This window comes from Streptacidiphilus anmyonensis (assembly GCF_000787855.1).
Taxonomy (GTDB): domain Bacteria; phylum Actinomycetota; class Actinomycetes; order Streptomycetales; family Streptomycetaceae; genus Streptacidiphilus; species Streptacidiphilus anmyonensis.
The window spans coordinates 1-19750 of the sequence record NZ_BBPQ01000013.1 but is presented as its reverse complement, the minus strand read 5'-3'; the positions used below and the strand labels follow the sequence as shown (position 1 = coordinate 19750).

Below are 19750 nucleotides of genomic sequence, written 5' to 3'. Positions count from 1 at the left end.
AGGAGGGACGTCGGCGTCCGTCCTGCCCCGGTCACTGGTCGTGCGGGTGTGCGGGACGCTGCTCGCTCAGTCGCGGGTCAGCTTCTTGTAGGTGGCGCGGTGCGGACGGGCCGCGTCGGCGCCCAGGCGCTCGATCTTGTTCTTCTCGTAGGACTCGAAGTTGCCCTCGAACCAGAACCACTTGGAGTCGCCCTCGTAGGCCAGGATGTGGGTGGCCACGCGGTCCAGGAACCAGCGGTCGTGGGAGATGACCACGGCGCAGCCCGGGAACTCCAGCAGCGCGTTCTCCAGCGAGCTCAGCGTCTCGACGTCGAGGTCGTTGGTGGGCTCGTCGAGGAGGAGCAGGTTGCCGCCCTCCTTGAGGGTCAGCGCCAGGTTCAGGCGGTTGCGCTCACCGCCGGAGAGGACGCCGGCCGGCTTCTGCTGGTCCGGGCCCTTGAAGCCGAACGCCGAGACGTAGGCGCGGGACGGCATCTCGACCTGGCCGACGTTGATCCAGTCCAGGCCGTCGGAGACGACCTCCCAGAGCGTCTTGTTCGGGTCGATGTTGGCGCGGCTCTGGTCGACGTAGGAGACCTTGACCGTCTCGCCGACCTTGACGTTGCCGGAGTCCGTCGGCTCCAGGCCGAGCATCATCTTGAACAGCGTGGTCTTGCCGGCGCCGTTCGGGCCGATGACGCCGACGATGCCGTTGCGCGGCAGGGTGAAGCTCAGGTCGTCGACCAGCACCTTGTCGCCGAAGGCCTTCGCCAGGTGCTCCGCCTCGATGACGACGGAGCCCAGACGCGGGCCCGGCGGGATCTGGATCTCCTCGAAGTCCAGCTTCCGCATCTTCTCGGCCTCGGCCGCCATCTCCTCGTAGCGGGCGAGACGGGCCTTGGACTTGGCCTGGCGGCCCTTGGCGTTGGAGCGGACCCACTCCAGCTCTTCCTTGAGGCGCTTGGCGCGCTTCGCGTCCTTCTGGCCCTCGATCTTGAGGCGGGACTGCTTGGTCTCCAGGTAGGTGGAGTAGTTGCCCTCGTAGGGGTAGGCGCGCCCGCGGTCCAGCTCCAGGATCCACTGGGCGACGTTGTCGAGGAAGTACCGGTCGTGGGTGACGGCGACGACGGTGCCCGCGTACTTCTCCAGGTGCTGCTCCAGCCACTGGACCGACTCGGCGTCCAGGTGGTTGGTGGGCTCGTCGAGCAGCAGCAGGTCGGGCGCCTCCAGCAGCAGCTTGCAGAGCGCGACGCGGCGCTTCTCGCCACCGGAGAGGTTGCCCACCGGCCAGTCGCCGGGCGGGCAGCCCAGCGCGTCCATGGCCTGCTCGAGCTGGGCGTCGAGGTCCCAGGCGTTGGCGTGGTCCAGGTCCTCCTGGAGCTTGCCCATCTCGTCCAGCAGCGCGTCGGAGTAGTCCGTCGCCATCAGCTCGGCGATCTCGTTGAAGCGGTCCAGCTTCTTCTTGATCTCGGAGACGCCGTCCTGGACGTTCTCGAGGACCGTCTTGGTCTCGTCGAGCGGAGGCTCCTGGAGCAGCATGCCGACCGTGTAGCCGGGGGAGAGGAAGGCGTCACCGTTCGACGGCTGCTCCAGACCGGCCATGATCTTCAGCACGGTGGACTTACCAGCGCCGTTGGGCCCCACGACGCCGATCTTCGCTCCAGGCAGGAAGCTGAGCGTCACGTCGTCAAGGATGACCTTGTCGCCGTGCGCCTTTCGCGTCTTGCGCATGGTGTAGATGTACTCAGCCAAGATGAACCGTCCGGCGTCGTTGTTGGGGTGTGGCTACAGCCTTCCATTGTGCCGCACCCGCGGAGGGACCCCGACCGCCCGTGGGCCCCTACGCCGGGCCGGGCGGCGCCGCCGCCGCTGCCACGCTGCGACCCTTGGCCTCCTCTGCCATGGCCGATCCAGCCGATCCGGCCGACGCAGCCGACGCAGCCGAGGGGGCCTTGGGGGCCGCGGCGAGCGCGAGCACCTTGCCCCCCGCCTCGCCGACCACCTTGCCCACCCCGCTGCCCACCCCAGAGCCCTCCGCCTTGCCCACTGCAGTGCCCTCCGCTGCGGGCGGTCGCTCCCCGCGCGCCGGCGCGCGGCGCTGCTCGGCGATCCGGTTCCGCTCCGACGCGGAGGCGACCAGCTCCGGCCGACCGCGCAGCGTCCGCCGGAAGACCGTCGTCCCCCGGGCGAGGTCGTGGCCGAGGGCGGTGGCCTCGATCTCCGCGGAGACACCCTTGGACTGGCCGTCCGGCCGCTCCCACTCGCGCACCCGCATCCGGCCCGTCACCAGCAGCGGATCCCCGCAACCGATCGAGGTGAGGGCGTTCTCGGCCAGGCTCCGCCACGCCCATACTGTGAAGTAGCTGGTGTCGCCCTCCACCCAGACCTGCCGCGGCCGGTCGAAGCGCCGCTCCGTGGCCGCCAGGCGGAAATGCGCCACCGGCACCCCGCCGACCGTCGTCGCGTACCGGACCTGACTCACCGCGACCCCGACGAGGGTGACCATCGTGCCGTTCATCATCGTGCAGCCCCCACTGGTCGTTCTCCGGCCCCACGGGGCCGCCTGGGACCACACTGCCTCGCTGCTCCCACCTCCGCGCGTGGGGCTGCCGCGACTGTGGACAAGCCCGGGGGTGTGGACAACTTCGCCACCCTTACGGGTGCACTTTCACGAGAACCCCACACTTTTCGCCCGGCCGTGCGACTCCATAACGGCTGAGGGAGCAGCGCAGTAACGACTGGACAACAGCAGGGTTCCATTGTTCCGCGACCGCTGCGCCCGACCGACGCCACCTGCGATTATCAGACCGCCTCGCGGCAGGATTCGCCCGAACGACCCGGCCGCACGCACCCGACGCGACGCCCGGCGCTGCTTATCCTGTCCCACGACAGGAACAGGCCGCCCGCCAGGCTCCGCGCCAGGCCCCCGTAGCTCAGTGGATAGAGCAGGTGCCTTCTAAGCACTTGGCCGCAGGTTCGAGTCCTGCCGGGGGCGCGTCTGCAGAACCCCTGCGCCAGCTGGTCTTCTGCGGTGTTTTCGCAGGTCAGGTGGCTTGAAGTTGTATGGCGTGTACATTACCAGCCACCCGCCCCGAGCAACAGGGGTTGTCCGGCCGAGTCGAGCCGACTGCGGGTCGTTGCGGGTGGCTGCGACGAATACGCGGTGGAACCCGTTGCGGTCGTCGGCGTGGTCGCGGCCGCGCTCCCGGCGACGACGCCTCTACTCCCACACCTCGGAACCGCCGCCGATCCACTCGACCATGCGCTCGGCGTCGAGGTCGAGCTCCTCCAGGCCGGCGCGGCGGCAGAACTCGGACACGTCCCCGATGCCGTAGGCCTTCCCGACGTACTCGCCGAGGATGTCCACGCGCCGGTACGGGGGTGTTGCGTCGGTCTGGACGGGGTGGACGACGACGTGGGCGTGATGATGCGCGTCGGCGGGCGCGGGCTCGGTCATGCCGACCAGCCTGCGATGCCCGGAGGGTGATCGCATCCGCGTTCGCCCATCCGCCACTCGAACGAACGAGGAAGCCCCCGGCATCGTGACGATGTCGGGGGCCTTCTGCGGCCGGCCGAGTCCGGCGGTTCGAACCGCGGACCCGGCCGGCAGTCACCAGCCGCCCAGAGGCGGTCAGCGGCTCGGGACCGCGAGGAGGAGGGCGAAGCGGGCGGCTTCGTCCGTCCACCAGTGGCGGACGGTCAGACCGCCCGCCGCCAGTTCCGCGGTGAGGGACTCGCGCCGGAACTTGCAGGAGATCTCCGTGCGCATCAGTTCGTCGGCCGCGAAGTCGACCGAGAGGTCGAGTGCCGGGACCTTGACCGTCTGGGCGCGCAGGGAGCGCAGGTGCATCTCGATGCGCTCCTCCTGCTCGTTCCAGAGGGCGACGTGGGCGAAGGCGTCCACGTCGAAGTCGGCGTCGAGCTCGCGGTCGAGGACGCTGAGCACGTTCTTGTTGAACTCCGCCGTCACGCCCTCGGCGTCGTCGTAGGCGCGGACCAGGACCTCGGGGTCCTTGACCAGGTCGGCGCCGAGCAGCAGCACGTCGTCGGCGCTGAGGGTGCGGCGCAGGGCGCGGTAGAACTCCGCGCGCTGCCGCGGGTCCAGGTTGCCGATGGTGCTGCCGAGGAAGGCCACCAGGCGCGGGCCGGGCGCGTCCGGCGGGAGGGTGAGGTCGGTCTCGAAGTCGGTGACGGTGGCGGCGACGCGCAGGCCGGGGTAGTCGCGGACGAGCGCCGAGCCCGCCTGCTCCAGGGCGCTCGGGCTGACGTCGAGCGGGGCGTAGCAGGAGAGCGTGCCGGCCTCGGTGAGGGCGTCGAGGAGCAGCCTGGTCTTGCGGGAGGAGCCGGAGCCGAGCTCGAAGAGGGTGCCGGCGCGGGTGAGCGCGGCGATCTCCGGGGCCCGGCGGGTCAGGATCTCCTGCTCGGCGCGGGTCGGGTAGTACTCGGTGAGGCGCGTGATCTGCTCGAACAGCTCGCTGCCGTGGGCGTCGTAGAACCACTTGGGTGGCAGGGACTTCGGTTCGGCGGTGAGGCCGGAGGCGACGTCCTTGCGCAGGGCCTTGGCCAGGTGGTCGGCGGGAAGCCGGTCGTCCAGGGTGAAGCGGGGTCGCTGCGTGATCATGGTGAGTCTCTCCGGTTCTGATCCGCCGTCGGCGGGCAGGCGCTGGTCGGGCCTGCTGGTGGAACGGGTTGGACGGGTAGGACGGGAAAGGCTGTCTGCGGCGGTGATGCCGTCCCCGGCGCGGTCGCGCTCCGCGGTGCTGACCTCGATGCGGTCGCGCTCCGCGGTGTCGACCGACAGGCGGGGAGGCGCTGTCGGCGGGCGCAGGGGGATGAGGCGGACGCCGGCCCGGGTCGCCAGCAGGAGGGAGTGGTCCGGGACCTCCTGCCAGGCGCCCACGGCCTCGGACGCGGGGTCGTCGTCGGGTTCGGAGGCGACGAGCACCCGGCCCGGTGCGTGCCTGTACCAGAGCGTGTCGCCGTAGCGGGTGGCGGCGATCGTCGTGCCGTCGGTGAGCAGCAGGTTGAGCCGCGCGTCGGGGCGCACGGAGGCGACCTGCCGGACGAGCGCGGCGAGTGCGCCGCCGGCCGGCTCGCCCCGGCGCAGGCGGCGGGTCAGCATCGCCCACAGCAGCGCGGAGTCGCTGCGGGCGTCGAGGGCGAGCAGCGCCGCGCTGTCGAGTGGAGAGTCGGCGCCCGGGCCGCCTGCGGCGGCGATCGCCGCCGGCAGCCGGGTCCAGTCCCGGACCGCGCCGTTGTGGCTGAACAGGCGGCGCCCGTCGCGGAACGGCGCCGAGGCCGACTCGTCCTGCGTGGTGCCGGCGGTCGCCGAGCGGACGGCCGCGAGAATCGCGCCGCTGCGTACCGCGCGCGCCAGCTCGGGGAGGTTCGGATCGGCCCAGATCGGCACCGCCCGCCGGTAGCGCGCGGGCTCGGGAGCCTCCTCCGCTCCGAGGGTCTCGGCGTCGGGCGCCGCACCCGTGCCGGCCTCGGCCTCCTCCGGCTCGGAGGGGAGCGGCTCCGGGTACCAGCCGATGCCGAACCCGTCCGCGTTGACCTTGCCGTAGCGCTGGAGGCGGGGCGCCCAGGACTGCTCGTGGAGCCCGCGGGCAGGACGCAGCACGACCTCGGTGAGCGGCACCACCGGGCCGAGATAGGCGAGGTGACGACACATCAGTGGCGCGCCTCCGCCGGGTCGTCGGCGGTCCCGCCGGGGGCCGCGTCACGCGCGGTCCGGAAGCCGGCGAAGATCTGCCGGCGGATCGGGTAGTCCCAGTTGCGGAAGGTGCCGCGACAGGCCACCGGGTCGACGCCGAAGGCGCCGCCGCGCAGGACCTTGTAGTCCGGGCCGAAGAAGACCTCCGAGTACTCCTTGTACGGGAAGGCCGTGAAGCCCGGGTGCGGCTCGAAGTCGCTCGCGGTCCACTCCCAGACGTCGCCGATCAGTTGCCGTACGCCGTGGGGGGAGGCGCCGGCCGGGAAGCTGCCGACCGGGGCGGGCTGGAGGTGGCGCTGACCGAGGTTGGCCAGCTCGGCAGTGGGGTCCGCGTCGCCCCACGGGTAGCGGCGGGAGCGGCCGGTGGCCGGGTCGTACCGGGCCGCCTTCTCCCACTCCGCCTCCGTGGGCAGCCGGCGTCCGGCCCAACGGGCGTAGGCGTCGGCCTCGTACCAGCACACGTGCAGCACCGGCTCGTCGAGCGGCACCGGCTCGACCACGCCGAAGCGGCGGCGCAGCCAGCCGCCCTCGACCGCGTCCGGGTCCTCGGCGCGCCGCCAGAACAGCGGCGCGTGCAGGCCCGCCTGGACGCGGTGGGACCAGCCGGCGGCGCTCCACCAGCGCGGGTCCTCGTAGCCGCCCGCCGCCATGAACGCCTGGTAGGCGCGGTTGCTGACGGGCACGGTGTCCAGCCAGAACCCGGGCACGTCGACTTGGTGGGCGGGCCGCTCGTTGTCGAGGGCCCAGGGCTCGTCGTCCGTGCCCATGGTGAACGGTCCGCCGGGGATGTGGACCTCGGCCGGGAGGTCGCCCGCGTCGACGGGCGCCGGGGCGGGCGGCGGTGCGTGCAGTACGGCGGGGCCGCGGCGCAGCTGGTGGGTGGCGAGCATCGTCTCGTCGTGCTGCTGCTCGTGCTGGGCGAGCATGCCGAAGACGAAGCCGTCGGCGAGCAGCGGGTCCTCGCCACGCCCGAAGGGCGCGGCGTCGAGCACCGCGAAGGAGCGCTCGCGCACGGCGGCGACGTAGCGACGCGCCGGACCAGGGGGCAGCAGCGGCAGCGCGGGCCGGTCGGCACGCGGGTGCTGGAAGGCGTCGTAGAGCGGGTCCAGGTCCGGCCTGATCGGGTCCTGGCCGCCCGCCGCGCGGACCAGCCAGATCTCCTCCTGGTTCCCGATGTGGGCCAGGTCCCAGACCAGCGGCGACATCAGCCGCGAGTGCTGCGCGCCGAGCTCCTCCTCGTCCAGGCAGTCGGTGAGCGCGAGGGTGCGTCGCCGGGCCCGCTCCAGGGCGGCCCGCGCCTTGGCCCGAAGGGCCTCGGAGGACTCGGGGGCGGCTTCGGTGGCGCCCTCGGGCGTTGTCGCGGGGCCGACGGGCGACGCGGCCGAGCCGCGGGCGTCCCGCGCGTCAAGCCTGTCCTTCGGGCCGGGCCCGCCGGCCGGGCTGGGCCCGCCTGCCGGTCCGGTCGTGCGCCCCGGGTCGGTCGTCCGGGAAGGGCCGGTGGTGTCGGAAGGGCCGGTCGCGCCCGCCGGACCCGTCCTGTCGGCACGGTCGGTCGTGCTCCTGGCGGGGGTCGTGCTCGTGGGGTCGAAGGGACGGGAGGTCGCGGTCATCGGAGGAGTCCTTCCGGATGGGCGGGTCGACCAGCGACGCGGTCGTCCAGGAGGTCGTCGGCGGGACATCGCCCGCGGGCGGGGTAACGCTCGGCGAAGGCCGCGACGGCCTCGCGCATCGACGCGGGGACGCCGGCGCGGGTGAGCGCCGCGTCCGCGACCTCGAAGCAGGCCAGCGCGGCCTTGGCGAACTCGGGCGCGGACGCGCCCAGCCGCGCGGCGCGGGACCAGACCGACTGCGGGGGGAACGGGGAGGACGCCCGACACAGTGGCTCCGTCGCCGACCACGCCGCCCGGGCGGCGTCGCGGTCGTCCAGCAGCACCGCGGTGAGCAGTGCCGGGACGAGCCAGCCGTCGCCGGGCTGGGCGTCGATCATCCGCAGTTCCAGCCAGCCACGGGCGCGGACGGGCGGGAAGAGCGTGCTCAGGTGGTAGTCCAGGTCCTCCTGGGTGGCCGGGCGCTCGGTGATGCCGCCCTGGAGCCACGAGGCGAAGCTGTGGCCGGGCGGGGCGGTCCAGTCGGCGGGCGGGGTGCGTTTCAGGCAGAGGAGCCCGGCGTCGAGGGCGAAACGCGCCCACGCGTCGCGCGGGTCGGCGTCCGCGGGCAGGCCCTGCGGGGGACGGGTGCGGCTCGGGTCGAGGTGTTCCCAGACGGCCTGGCGGGTGGACCGCCATCCGGTGGGCTTGCCGTGCCACAGCGGGGAGTTCGCGAAGGCGGCGACCAGCACCGGGCCGAGCCGGTGGGCCAGCTGCCAGCGGGCGCGGTAGCCGTCGATGTCGCCGTTCTCGGTGCCCGCGTCGAGGTTGAGCTGGACGGCGGCGGTGGATCGCATCATCATCCGGCCCCAGGGACCGATGCGGTCGAGGTAGGCCTCCATGGCCGCGTAGCGCGGATGGTCGAGCACCCGCGGCGAGTCGCGGAACGGGTCGAGGCCGTAGCCGGAGAGATCCAGGCCCTGCTCGGCGAGGGCCCGCCGGACCAGTGCGAGGTCGTCGGCGGCCGTGGTGACGCAGGCGAGCGGGCCGGGTGCGCACGATGTGCTCAGTTCGAGCTGCCCGCCGGGTTCGCGGGTCAGCAGTGTGCCGCTGGGCAGCCGTCCGTCGGTGGTCGGAAGCGGCGCGAGCGCCGCGTCGAGGCGTTCAGGCGGTACGGGACGGTGCGGCTGTGCGTGGTCGAGGACCAGCCATTCCAGTTCGACACCCGCGGTTCCGGGCGGGCCGGTCTTGAAGCACACGCCGTGGATGTGGCCGGCGGCCCTGTCGAGTGTGAGCTCGTGCGGCCTGCCGGCATCGAGTTCATGGTCCACGGTTACTCCTCCTCCCAAGTCCACCTAACCCCTCGTCGCGCCGGGTGGCACGCCGAGCGCGTCCATCCTCCGAGCCGGGACAGAGGATCGACAGAAGGGTCTGAGCCGTTCGTCGCCTGCGGCCCCTCGTCGGCCCGGCATCCGCGAGGCGCTCGAACACAAGTGCGGTAAGGGTGCATCGTATGCGGAGAAATCTGCCCGACTTGGCTGGAAATATGCGTTTGGTGTGGCGTGATGTCGATCGATCGGAAAGCTTCCCGAAGGGGCTACCCGTCGGTAGAGTGCGGCGATCCGGTCGAAGCGTCGCGAGGCAGTGGTACAGAGCGTGGAACAGAACGTCGAAGCAGGCAGATCAGTGTGGACGCGGGCCGCCCTCTGGTGGCGGATCGGCATCGTCCTCTCCTCCGGAGCAGGGCTGATCACCGGCACCAGTTCGTTGGTGTACTTCACCGTCGAGAGCAACGTGCTCGTCTTCGGCTACTTCACGGCCGCCCTGTACCGGATGATCACCCGGCGCACCGTCGACGGCCCGGCTCCGCGCCTGCGCGGCGCTGTGACCCTCTACATCCTGATCACCGGCCTGGTCGCGCACATCGTGCTCAACCACGGCGCGAGCCCGCTGCCCGGCCTGACGCACGGCAGCGCAGCGGACCGCCTGCAGAGCTGGTCGCTGCTGCTTCTGCACTACACCACGCCGATCATGGTGGTGCTGGACTGGCTGTGCTGCCGACCGCGCAACGCCTCCCGCTGGCGCGACCTGCCGCTCTGGCTCGCCTTCCCGCTCGGCTACGCGGGACTGACGGAGCTTCGCGCCGCGCTCTTCCCCTTCTTCCCCAACCGCTACCCGTACTTCTTCCTGGACCCGACCGGCCACGGGTACGGCTGGGTCGGGCTGCAGATCCTTCAGCTGACCGTCGAGTTCGTGGTGCTCGCGGCCGTGGTCGTGGGCCTCGACCGGCTCGGCACGGCCGCCCGCTCGGGGCTCGCCGGCCGCGGCCAGGCGGCCGGGATCCGCTCCAGCACGCCCCCCGCGAAGACGTCGTAGAGCGGCAACGACTCCAGGTGCACGTAGCCGATGTGGCAGTCGCAGACGGCGAGCGGGCACGGCCGCGGGCGTAGCGCCGCCCGGAAGGAACCGTCGTAGAGATTGCCGAGCGGCTGCTTCACGAAGTGGCAGCGCCGGACCGTTCCCTCACCGTCGACCGAGACCACCGTCTCGCCCGTCCGGCAGGCGCGCCCCGCACTCGGGTGCGGGTCGCGGCTGAACGGGAAGAGCGGGTCGAGCGCCGTCCACGGCTCGGCCTCGGCATCGGAGTACCGGCGCCCCTCCTGGGCGTTGACCCAGAGGTAGACGTGCTCGGGCAGCGCGGCGCGCATCCGCCGCGCCGCGTCGAGGTGCGCCGGGTCGCCGACCACGCCCACGCTGTATCGGACGCCGCGCGCGTCCAGCTCGCGGCACTTGGTGAGGAAGCGGTCATGGCCGACCTGGCCCGGGTGGTACGTCGTCCACAGGGCCAGCGTCGCCGGGCAGGCCCGCTCGACCCAGTCGGTGCGGTGGCTGAGGTTGGTCTGGATCGCCACCCGCCGCACGTGTGGAAGCAGGCTCAACTCGGCCAGAGTGCGCCGGTACCAGGAACGGACCAGGCCCTCGCCCCACGGCGTGAACAGCAGCGAGAGCCGGGTCTCCCGTTGCTCGCCCACCCAGGCCGCGAAGCGCTCCAGCGCCTCGCGGTCGGCGGTCAGCTCGGCCCGGCTGTCGCGGCGCTTGGCGAACGGGCAGTACGGGCAGTCGTAGTCGCAGGAGGCGAGCGGGCCCCGGTAGAGGATGGTCAGCGCGTCGCGCGCGCCGCGCGCGCGGCTGAGGTCGTCGAGGTCGCTCGGGCTGTTCGGGTTGTTCGCGTCGTCGTCCACGGGGTCACCTCGTCTCGTAGGCGGCCATCGCGGCGCGGACCTGGGTCGAGAAGAACGCGGGACCGATCGCGTCGGAGTGCGCCAACCCCTCCGGCGAGAGGCGGATCCGGCCGCCCTGGGCGGTGGCGGCGACGAGCCAGCCGCGCTCGTCGAGCCTGATCAGCTCGGCGGTGAAGTCGTCGGACGGATCGCTGCCGAAGCGGCGCCGGTAGTCGGCGACCTCCAAGCCCTCGGCCTGGAGCAGCGACTGGACCAGATGACGGCGTCGGGCCTCGTCCTGCGTCATCGCGAAGCCCACCTCGGCGTACGCGAAGTCCGCTGCGGGACGCGCGACGTAGTCGTCGATGATGCCGCGCACCTCGGCGGTCGAGACGGCGTAGTCGAACGAGTAGTGCAGGCGGCTGGTGTAGGAGCGGGCGCCGCAGCCCAGCCCCACCATCCCGTCGGTCTGGCAGCAGTACTCGGTGCCGCCCGCCTGCGGGGAGGCGGCACGGCGGAACATCCGCATGGAGACCTGCTCGTAGCCGTGCGCCAGCAGATGGTCGCGGCCCTGGCGGTACAGGGCGAGGCGCTGGGCGTCCCAGACCGGATCGGACCCACCGGCCGTGGCGCGGCGTCCCAGACCGGTCAACGGGCGGACGTAGAGCGGGTAGAGGTACAGCTCCTCGGGCTCGAAGGCGAGGGCCGCGTCCAGCGAGCGGCGCCAACTCGCCTCGGTCTGGCCGTCGATGCCGTAGATGAGATCGAGGTTGAGGACCGGTATCCGCGCGTCGCGGACGCGGCCGATCGCCGCCTCGACGTCGGCGCGATGCTGCGGCCGGACCGCCGCGCGGGCCTCCGCGTCCACGAAGCTCTGCACGCCGAGACTGAGCCGGGTGGCGCCGCGTGACGCGAGGACGGCGAGCCGGTCGGCCGTCGCCGTCGCGGGCGAGGCCTCGACGGAGAGCGGGATCGCGCGCAGGTCGACGCCGAGGCGGCGCTCGGTGATGTCGCAGAGGCGGACGAGTTCGTCCGCCGTCAGGAAGGTGGGCGTGCCGCCGCCGAACGCGGCCTGGGCGAAGTGCGGTTCGTCGCCGGGAGCGGCAGGGGCGGCGTTCAGGGCCTCGGCGGTCCGGGCGGCCTGACGGTCCAGCGCGTCGAGGTAGGCGGTGCTCAGACCGTCCGGAGCGCCGATCCGGGTGAACAGGTTGCAGAAGCCGCAGCGGACCTCGCAGAAGGGGATGTGCGCGTAGAACGACAGGGCGTGCTTCGGCTCCGCGGCCCACAGGTCCGCGAGGCGCGGGCGCGGGGACAGCGGGCGGTACGCCGTCTTGTGCGGGTACCAACACATCGTCAGATGTATGTTAACTCCATGGCTGCTGACGACCTGGTACAGCGTGCACACTGGGGCGACCTGAGCGGGATGAACATCGCCGGACTGGTCCGACTCTCGTTTGAACTTGACGACGCGCTCCTCACCGCGGCATCGACGCCCGTCGACTCAGGCAAGGCCGAGGGCCGCAGGTTCGTGCCCATGAACGGGCGCGACATCAAAGGTCGCGAAGAACAGATGAAGGACGTTCGTCAGTTCGTAGAGGCCCGCGGTGGAACCTACATCTACACGTACGAGGAGCCCGACACATCGGCCTGGAAGCGGAGGCGGGTCCGTCTTCCTGGCGGCAGGATCGCATACCGCGTTCAGCGCCCGGTGCTCGAAGCCGCATTCGATGACCTTAAGCACGGGATTACCCCCGACGGGCAGCGAATCGACGGACTCATCGTTTACGACATAGACCGCCTGACTCGCGACAATCGCAACCTTGAGGATGCGATTGAAGTGGTCGAGAACTTCCGGCGGCCCATCATAGACATAACCGGGACGCTGGATCTGCTTACCGACAATGGTCGCACGGTGGCACGGATCCTCGTTGCCACTAGTAATAAGCAGTCTGCGGACACGGCACGTCGGGTGAAGCGTAAGCATCGGGCGATGAAGGAAGCTGGTCTGACGACTGGTGGGCCACGTCCTATCGGATGGAATGCCGACAAGAAGACTCTGAATCATAGCGAGGCGGAAAAGATCAGGATTGCCGCAAGGCGAATCCTTGAAGGCGGGTCACCTTTCACGATTGCCGCCGAGTGGAATCGGACTGGGTTCGCCACCCCCAAAGGCAATAAGTGGACCGGCTATACCATTCGCTACATCCTGCGCAATCCAAGGATATGCGGGTACTCCTATCGAAGCGCCTCCGTCTTTGATCCGCTAACCGGCGCGGAGAACCGGCGCGTCGAGGTTGTCTACGACGAGGGTGGGGAACCCATCCTCGGGCACTGGGACAAGATACTAGAGCCCGAGACCTGGAAAGACCTCGTGGCAATCTTGGGGGAGAACCCTGAGCCCGGGGCCGGCCACAATGCGCGGAAGTACCTGAGCACCGGCACACTTAGGTGCGGCAAAAACGATTGCGGGGCCCCCTTGCGTGCCACGAAAGCCCCGAACCGGGCAAAGAAGCCCGCTGGCTTCTTCTACTACGTTTGCCCAAGCAAGTCGTCAGGGAAGGGGTGCGGGGGGATCACGATCGATGGCCCTGAAACCGACAAGGCCGTGAAGAACTTGGTGATCGCAAAGTACGAACTTGAGGCTCAGAGGCGCAAAGCCATTCTCAAGCCACAACGCTGGGCGCACGAAGAGGAGTTGGCGCGCCTCCAAGAAGACATCGCTGACTGGAAGGAACAGCGATCCGCGCGACTGGTCAGCAAGGAAGCGTTCTTCGAGTTCATCGCGGAAGCCGACGCCAAAGAGCGTGCCCTGCTTCGCGACCGCATCAAGTATGAGCGCCGGACACGGGGAGCGGTTGAGCAGCCGATCGACCTTCGCGCGATCTGGGACGATCTTTCACTCACAGAGAAGCGTGGCTATATCGAAGCCACACTCACGGCGATCGTGGTTGCATCCGCAGTCGGGCGGGGAAGGCCGGTCCGGGAACGGCTCACCCCCTTGTATCGCCACAAGGAGTGACCGAAGGGGCGGCCCCTGCGCCCGACCGTGCAGGGGCCGACCGCCCTTGCGTGACCTCAAGGCCGAGAAGAGCGTTGATCTTCCGCCAGCGCTTCTCTGACCACGCCGGGGAGCTCTCTGCGTGGTCGACTGCCCAGGCCCAGTCCGCGTCGTCCGTCGCCGAAGACTCTCCGTTCATGCGCGCGCACCGCGAGCCAGTTCCCGGCTCCGCGCCACATTCTCAGCAATGCCCAGTGCGATGAGAGCTTCACCGGGAGTGTGGCCCGAGCCCGCGTAGGACCAGGCCGACGCGGTGACGGTGTCCTCGGTGTCGTGGGTGTAGAGCGCGCCTTGGTGGCGGGCGCGTTCGGCGCGGAGTTCGGTGTAGGTGGTGGAGTAGGTGCGGCTCTTGGTGAGGCAGTGTCCTCGGTAGCCGAGGGTGTGTGCCCAGGCGTGGAGGTTGAGGTGCGCGAGTTCGGGCACGTTGCCGAGTCGCCAGCAGGTCCCGATGAGGGCCCGGTGGTGCGCGGTGAGGGGCAGGTGCGAGATGCGGTCGGGGTGGCCGATCCGGTGGTCAAGCGCGCCGGATTCGTGGGCGCTCTTGGTCGTGTACTTGGCGACGTAGGCCGCCACCTGTTCGTCTGTGAGCGTGCCGCCGGCGTCTGCGCGGAGCGCGTGTGCTTCGAACTGGTCCCCGTAGGGCAGCTGGCGTTCGCCGTATGCGGATGAGGGCGGGGCGAAGAGGCGCACGGCACCGGCCGCGGTGCGAATGGTCTCGATCAGCAGTCCCGTGGTGGCCCAGGCAGGGGGCGTACTGCCGGGGCCGTCGGGTCCGTCGATCCGGATCACGGCATGGAAATGGATCGCGCCGCGCGCCTGGTACTCGGCGACCTTCGCCGCGCAGATGCGCACGTGCTTGCGGATCCTGGAGCGCTTGACCCCGGCCGCCGCCGCGAGATGGTGGTAGAGATTGATGCAGAAGGCGTTCCACAGTCGGGGCGCGTGCGCGTTCCACAGCACATGCCCGACGTAGTCGTAGCAGTCTGCGCACAGGGGTTGTCCGATGCGCGGGTCATCGTCGGCGTGCACAGTCCGGCAGCGGCGCGTGCGTCCGTGTGCGCATCGTCCGCGCCGGTTGCTATGGCACGTGCCCGCGCGGTGCACAGGCCCGAAGGATGGGGCGGTGAGGGTGGCGAAGACGCGGGGGTGGGTGCGCACGTCGTCGGGGATTCCCTTGCCGCCGATCAGGCCCGCGCGCACGAGGTGGAAGGTGTCGCCCTGGTAGAGGCGGGAGCAGGAGGGGCAGAGTCCGGCGCGCCGGTTGCCGCAGCGGATCGCGAGCCGCCCGCCGGGTTCGTCGCGCGTGGTGTAGTGGCGCAGCACGTCCCCGGTGATGGTGTCGCGGGTGGTGGTGTGGCCGGTGATGTAGATCGGGTGGGCGCAGCCGCCGATGTTGTGGATCTGCTCCAACCAGCGCCCCAGGCCGGGCATCTGGCCCAGGCGGACGAGGTCTTGTTCGGTTTCGGTGAGCGCGGCGAGCCGGTCCAGGTGGGCGAGGAAGGCCCGCCGCGCTGTGGGGCTGTCATAGGGGTTGGGGATGGTCATGGCGGGTGTCTCCAGGGCGGGTGGGGCCGCAGCCCCGACCGTGCGCATGTGTGCGCAGATCGGCCGGGGGCTGCGGTGCGGGATGGGGGTGGGGGTGGTGGCAGGGGTGGCATGCGCGGGTCTCCTAGTGGTTGTGGGTGAAGCCGTAGACGAGCCATTGGGTGGTGAAGGCGATGAAGTTCCCCATGGGGCTGCGAGCGAGGTAGAAGCCCGCCAGGCCGACCAGGAGGACTTGCCAGATGCGCAGTTCCCCGGAGCGGACGATCAGGAAGATCACCACGATCAGGAATGAGACCAGGGGGATGGTGAGGGTCACTGGTCCACCACCGCCCCGGCCGGCACCGCGTCCTCGACCTGCTGCAGCACGGGCAGCGGCGGAGTCATGTGCGCATACCGGGCGGATGTCCGGCGTGCCTCGTCGGGGGTGACCAGCAGGGACCGTCCGCGCATGACGCGCCCGTCGGCGTACCCGATGACAACGCCCTGTTGGGTGGGGCTGATCTGCTGCGCCGCCACCACGGCGTCGGGGCTGACGTCGCCCAGGACCATCTCGGCAGTGGCGGGGTCGTTGACGCGGTGGCAGACCCGGCCGCCCAGCTGCGCGCGCAGCGCCGTCACCCCGGTGCCCAAGTCCGATCCCACGCGCTGACCCGCGATGAGCAGGTGCACCCCGAGCGCAGCACCGAGCTGGCCGATGCGCAGCAACGCCGTGGAGACGCGCGCAACCTCCGCCTTTTCGGCGTTGGACGCCATCAGGTACAGCTCGGCGACCTCGTCGACCAGGACCACGACCGGCACCGGGCGCAGGTTCTCGGGCAGGTCCCAGATGGAACGCGCAGCGTGCGCGCGGCAGGTGCGCATCCGGTCCAACGCGAGGTCGACCAGGTACTCCAGCAGGTCAGTCGCCTCCGCCCGAGTCGTCGCCAGGGCAGAGAGGCGTGGTTCGAACAGGCCAAGTTCCATGCCGCCCTTGAGGTCGATGCCGACCAGGGCGAGCGGTTGCCGGGCCCACTCCGTCACCAGCGCGGCGAGGAGCGTGGACTTGCCGGAGCGGGTGGCGCCGACGATCAGCCAGTGCGGTATCTCGCGCAGGTCGATGTGCCAGGTGAAGCCGTCTTCCCACTGCCCGACCGACGCGCGCATGAACTGACCCCGGTGGTGCGCGGGAACGGTCGGGTTCGCGAGCGGGTCCCAGGCGATCAGGCGCAGGTGCACGTACCCGTATTGCTCGGAGTGCACCAGCACCCGGAACACCTTGAAGGCGTGCGCCATCGCCTCTGCGGCCTGCGCGTACTGCTCCGGGACCTGCCCGGGGTGCATCTTCACGCGCACCACCAGGCCACCGTGCTCCACCCTCGGCATCCCGAGCCGTGGAGCGGCGGGGCGCAGCGACCGGCCGCGGATCAACACATCGCCGCCGATCAGCGCGAGCGGCGGACGCTTGGCCACCGACAGGTCCCGCAGGGCCGCCAGCTTGCGCCAGGTCCACAGCACCCGCACCCAGGCGAGCGGGAAGCCGATCAGCCTCCACCAGAGTTGCGGATACTTGGCCCGCAGCGTCGGCGCGAGGATGCGCAGGCTGAGCGCTGCCGCAGTCCCCAGGATCACGATCGTCCAGAAGATCCGCACCCCGACCCCGCTGTCGTCGGAGAGTTGCTGGCGCTGCATCTCGCACGCCGCCCCGACCAGGCCACCGCAGCCGGCGGCCCCATCTGCCCAGGTCACGGCGCACCACCTGCGCCCAGGTCGAGCGGGGGCAGCTCCACGCCGTTCTCCGCCATCTCGTTGCGCAGCTCCGTCTCCAGGTCGGAGGCCAGGCGCGCGGCGTCGGTCGCCATCGGCGCGATGACCGCGAGCAGGAACCGGTACTGCCCCTGCTCCAGGGCCGCGTGCAACTCCGCGCCCAGCGACGCGAGATCCGCTAACCGCTCTTGCAGGTGCGTCCAGGTCCTCCCGCTCACTTGGCGCCCGCCTTCGGCGCAGCCGCCGCGTCCGCGGCAGGCTTGACGGAGGGCGGGGTGAGGATCGGGGAAGCGGCGGGGAGGACCTTGGCGGCGCGGAACGACAGCCCGGAGCGGCCGTTCATCTCCCACATGAACGCCTCGGGCTCCACCAGGTCCACGTATATCCCGGGCTGAATCCCCTCCGGCTCGCCCGACACGGCCACCTCCATCAGCGCCGCGCGCCGGGCGTCAGGGCGCACCGCGACCCCGACCGTCCACACCGGAACACCGTCCCGGTCCGTCTTCACCACCCCGGTCTCCGGGTCGGTCTTGCACTCCACGGACACGCACAGGGCGGTGCCCAGCCGTCCCGCGTGCAGCGGCAGATTCTTGATCGACACAGCTGTGATCCCTCTCGAACCCCAGACAACATTCGTCAGTTGTCATGATGAATATCGGCGAGGTCGAGAATGCGCCGCCTTGACCCCAGGCGCAAGGGGATTCATGCTTACAACTGACGATTGAGGGCAGTCGCGCGGTGTCTGATCAGCGCGAACGTGTTCGAATAACCGTTCGATAACGAGGGGGTGCGTGGCCACCCGACCGGCCACGCGCGAGGAGGGCAGCAGCCATGGCGATCATCAAAGCCCAGGCGCTGTACAAGCAGGTCGCAGCCGAGATGCGCCGCACCATCGCCGCCGGCGAGTGGGCACCAGGCCAGCAGATCCCCACCGAAGACCAGCTGTGCCAGCTCTACGACGTCTCCCGCCCCACCGTCCGCCAAGCAGTCGCCTCACTGCGCACCGAGGGTCTGCTAGATGCCCAGCAGGGACGCGGTACCTTCGTCCGCACCCAGCCAGCGTCGGGGCGCACCGCCTACCCGCGCGACACCGACCCCGCCGCAACCGGCTGGACCAGCGACGATCCAACCGTCACGCACATGCGCCTGAACGCCGACCAGGCCGTCGCCCTTGAGATCGACGAAGGCGAAGCCGCCCTTTGCGTCGAACGCCTCATTACCCACGAGCAGTCAGGTGCCCGCGCACTGCACCGCACGATCCTGCCCATGGAACGCATCACCGGCACGACGCTCGCGAAGAAGCCCGCCCAGACACCCGCCAAGACGCTGACTGCCCTGTTCATGGCGCACGGGCCCGTGGAGTGGCGCGAGTCGGTCACCGCCCGCATGCCTCACCCCGACGAGATCGCCGCACTCCAACTCGACCAACCCGCTCCCCTGCTGATTACCAATCGCGTCACGGTGGCGACGGAGTCAGGGCTACCCCTGGCCGTCGAGACCACCGCCACCCCCGCCGACGCCGCCCGCTACACCTACACCCTCACCCCCGCGCCCGCCCCGGCCACAGCGCCCCGCCGCAGGAACCTTCGCCCCATGCAGTAGCCCTCCGGTGAGCAGGCCTCGCCAGTGGCTGAACCCGAGCACGGGCTCGCGCCCCCTGTCTCCTGGCCCTCCGGAGCCTTACCCTGGCTGCACTCCTGCCCTCACCTGGATCCGGGTTCTTACTGGCTGCTGGATCGCCATGACAACGGGCCTCCGAGTACTCCGGCGCCCTGCCCGGTGGCCATCAGCCGGCGATGGGCCTGCCCTCGACCAAACTGGAGATCATGCCGGGCTACGGCGTGGCTGGTGTCAATCCGTGGACGGGCGCAGGCTGGAAGAGCACAGCTCGTCGTGGCTGAACCTGCCGAAGGGAGTCGCGCCGTGATCGAGTCCGCGGACATTCGCGAGTGGCGCACGCATGACGTCGTCGACGCGGGCGGCCACAAGATCGGCGCTCTGGAGGCCGTCTACGTGGACACCAGTACCGACGAACCGGCCATGGCGAGCGTTCAGGTCGGCCTGCCCACCCGACACCGCCTGGTCTTCGTCCCCCTGGACGGTGCGATCGTCGGACCCGACTACATCAAGGTCCGCTACGACAAGTCCTTGGTCAAGGACTGTCCCGCGATCGGCACCGACGACGTGCTCCCCGCTGCAGACGAGGAAGCGATCTTCCGGCACTACGGCATGGACTACCAGACCGGCACCGGTGGTGAGCGGCAACTCGCACGCCGCTGACCCCCCGCCCACGCAAAGGAGGCACCCGGCATGGTCCTGTTCCTGCTCGTGATCATCGTCGCCGTCGTGCTCGGCATCATCGGCGCCGTCGCGCACGGGTTGCTCTGGCTCCTCGTCATCGGCGCCGTGATTCTCGTCCTCGACCTGGCGTACGCCGGATGGCGCTGGCGTCGGTCGGGGCGCACCGCACAACGCTAGGCACGCCGCAGCAACCGAGGACTGCCGGAGCGTTCATCCCGCGGATGAACCCCGGCACCGCCCACGGCGCGACCGCTGTGGGCGGTGCTGACCTCGCAGGCTCCCGCCTGGCCCGACGGCGCTGTCACGTTGCACCGTGTCCCCGGCCTGCGTACGCGGCCTGCTTGGGGGTCACAGCACCGAAGACCTGCACCGTGGCGCCCAGGGCGACCTGGCAGACGAGACGCCCGTGAGTGCGCGGGTGCGGCCCCCCGACGGCGACTCGCCGGGGCGATGCGGATGGCCCACTCATCGTGCAATGCCTGTCCGTGGACACTCCGGGCGGGAATGGGGAGCGAGCGGACGCGGCAAGTCCCCCGGCTGCGAGTCCAGGGCCCGGCATGGGATCGGCTGGGCCGAAGCACCCTGACCCGTGAAAAAGCCA

General features: G+C 70.7%; 17 protein-coding genes, 1 tRNA gene and 1 pseudogene. 6 read left to right on the top strand and 13 right to left on the bottom strand.

The annotated features are described in order from the left end of the window. Positions 1 to 66: 66 nt before the first annotated feature. Both ettA and TR50_RS43560 read right to left on the bottom strand, forming a co-directional pair. The gene (gene ettA / locus TR50_RS15050; protein ID WP_042420756.1) at positions 67 to 1731 is read right to left on the bottom strand and encodes an energy-dependent translational throttle protein EttA; all 1665 of its coding nucleotides are present in this window, start codon (positions 1729 to 1731) and stop codon (positions 67 to 69) included. A gap of 88 nt (positions 1732 to 1819) precedes the next feature. Continuing rightward, positions 1820 to 2500: a single-stranded DNA-binding protein gene (locus TR50_RS43560; RefSeq protein ID WP_063775067.1), complete on the bottom strand. Its 681-nt coding sequence runs from the start codon at positions 2498 to 2500 to the stop codon at positions 1820 to 1822. Between the two features lie 401 nt (positions 2501 to 2901). Between TR50_RS43560 and TR50_RS15040 the strand changes: the two genes are divergently transcribed. Next, positions 2902 to 2974: transfer RNA gene (locus TR50_RS15040), tRNA-Arg, on the top strand. 225 nt (positions 2975 to 3199) lie between these two features. Here the strand turns inward: TR50_RS15040 and TR50_RS15035 are convergent. From TR50_RS15035 to egtA, 4 genes are all read right to left on the bottom strand, one after another. Continuing rightward, a complete protein-coding gene (locus tag TR50_RS15035; protein ID WP_042420753.1) occupies positions 3200 to 3436 on the bottom strand; it encodes a hypothetical protein in 237 nt (78 codons plus the stop codon). A 174-nt stretch (positions 3437 to 3610) separates the two neighbouring features. Further along, positions 3611 to 4600 carry an L-histidine N(alpha)-methyltransferase gene (gene egtD / locus TR50_RS48745; protein WP_169790431.1) on the bottom strand — a complete coding sequence of 330 codons (990 nt, stop codon included), beginning with the start codon at positions 4598 to 4600 and terminating at the stop codon, positions 3611 to 3613. A 1052-nt stretch (positions 4601 to 5652) separates the two neighbouring features. Then, a complete protein-coding gene (gene egtB, locus TR50_RS15025) occupies positions 5653 to 7305 on the bottom strand; it encodes an ergothioneine biosynthesis protein EgtB (RefSeq protein ID WP_084700317.1) in 1653 nt (550 codons plus the stop codon). Continuing rightward, entirely contained in the window at positions 7302 to 8612 is a 1311-nt protein-coding gene (egtA, locus tag TR50_RS15020; protein WP_042420751.1) for an ergothioneine biosynthesis glutamate--cysteine ligase EgtA, read from the bottom strand. Before egtA ends, egtB begins: the two co-directional genes overlap by 4 nt. Positions 8613 to 8925: 313 nt before the next feature. Between egtA and TR50_RS48055 the strand changes: the two are divergent. After that, positions 8926 to 9510, top strand: a pseudogene (locus TR50_RS48055) (Pr6Pr family membrane protein); the annotation flags it as partial. A 5-nt stretch (positions 9511 to 9515) separates the two neighbouring features. Here TR50_RS48055 and TR50_RS15015 read toward each other — a convergent pair. Both TR50_RS15015 and TR50_RS15010 read right to left on the bottom strand, forming a co-directional pair. Then, positions 9516 to 10445, bottom strand: coding sequence for an STM4011 family radical SAM protein (locus TR50_RS15015; protein ID WP_042420909.1), 930 nt, complete (start codon positions 10443 to 10445; stop codon positions 9516 to 9518). An 82-nt stretch (positions 10446 to 10527) separates the two neighbouring features. Next, positions 10528 to 11853 carry an STM4012 family radical SAM protein gene (locus TR50_RS15010; RefSeq protein ID WP_042420750.1) on the bottom strand — a complete coding sequence of 442 codons (1326 nt, stop codon included), beginning with the start codon at positions 11851 to 11853 and terminating at the stop codon, positions 10528 to 10530. A 21-nt stretch (positions 11854 to 11874) separates the two neighbouring features. Between TR50_RS15010 and TR50_RS15005 the strand changes: the two genes are divergently transcribed. After that, on the top strand, positions 11875 to 13521 hold the full coding sequence (locus tag TR50_RS15005; protein ID WP_042420749.1) for a recombinase family protein: 1647 nt from the start codon (positions 11875 to 11877) through the stop codon (positions 13519 to 13521). A gap of 174 nt (positions 13522 to 13695) precedes the next feature. Here TR50_RS15005 and TR50_RS15000 read toward each other — a convergent pair whose 3' ends face one another. The 5 genes from TR50_RS15000 to TR50_RS14980 all read right to left on the bottom strand — a co-directional run bounded on the left by TR50_RS15000 (position 13696) and on the right by TR50_RS14980 (position 17449). Then, positions 13696 to 15105: a replication initiator gene (locus TR50_RS15000; protein ID WP_304941202.1), complete on the bottom strand. Its 1410-nt coding sequence runs from the start codon at positions 15103 to 15105 to the stop codon at positions 13696 to 13698. Positions 15106 to 15229: 124 nt separating this feature from the next. Beyond that, positions 15230 to 15421, bottom strand: coding sequence for a hypothetical protein (locus TR50_RS14995; RefSeq protein WP_042420748.1), 192 nt, complete (start codon positions 15419 to 15421; stop codon positions 15230 to 15232). Beyond that, positions 15418 to 16830, bottom strand: coding sequence for an FtsK/SpoIIIE domain-containing protein (locus TR50_RS14990; RefSeq protein WP_236654426.1), 1413 nt, complete (start codon positions 16828 to 16830; stop codon positions 15418 to 15420). The genes TR50_RS14995 and TR50_RS14990 overlap by 4 nt, the downstream gene beginning before the upstream one ends. Beyond that, positions 16827 to 17000 (bottom strand): hypothetical protein, encoded by a 174-nt coding sequence (locus TR50_RS46715; RefSeq protein WP_160311114.1) that lies wholly within the window; start codon positions 16998 to 17000, stop codon positions 16827 to 16829. The genes TR50_RS14990 and TR50_RS46715 overlap by 4 nt, the downstream gene beginning before the upstream one ends. Positions 17001 to 17062: 62 nt before the next feature. Continuing rightward, positions 17063 to 17449: a hypothetical protein gene (locus TR50_RS14980; RefSeq protein ID WP_052441005.1), complete on the bottom strand. Its 387-nt coding sequence runs from the start codon at positions 17447 to 17449 to the stop codon at positions 17063 to 17065. Between the two features lie 230 nt (positions 17450 to 17679). Here TR50_RS14980 and TR50_RS14975 point away from each other — a divergent pair, with 230 nt between their 5' ends. From TR50_RS14975 to TR50_RS47585, 3 genes are all read left to right on the top strand, one after another. After that, a complete protein-coding gene (locus tag TR50_RS14975) occupies positions 17680 to 18450 on the top strand; it encodes a GntR family transcriptional regulator (protein ID WP_042420745.1) in 771 nt (256 codons plus the stop codon). A 321-nt stretch (positions 18451 to 18771) separates the two neighbouring features. After that, positions 18772 to 19128, top strand: coding sequence for a PRC-barrel domain-containing protein (locus TR50_RS14970; protein WP_042420743.1), 357 nt, complete (start codon positions 18772 to 18774; stop codon positions 19126 to 19128). A 30-nt stretch (positions 19129 to 19158) separates the two neighbouring features. Continuing rightward, the gene (locus TR50_RS47585) at positions 19159 to 19326 is read left to right on the top strand and encodes a hypothetical protein (RefSeq protein ID WP_162837960.1); all 168 of its coding nucleotides are present in this window, start codon (positions 19159 to 19161) and stop codon (positions 19324 to 19326) included. Positions 19327 to 19750: the final 424 nt, after the last annotated feature.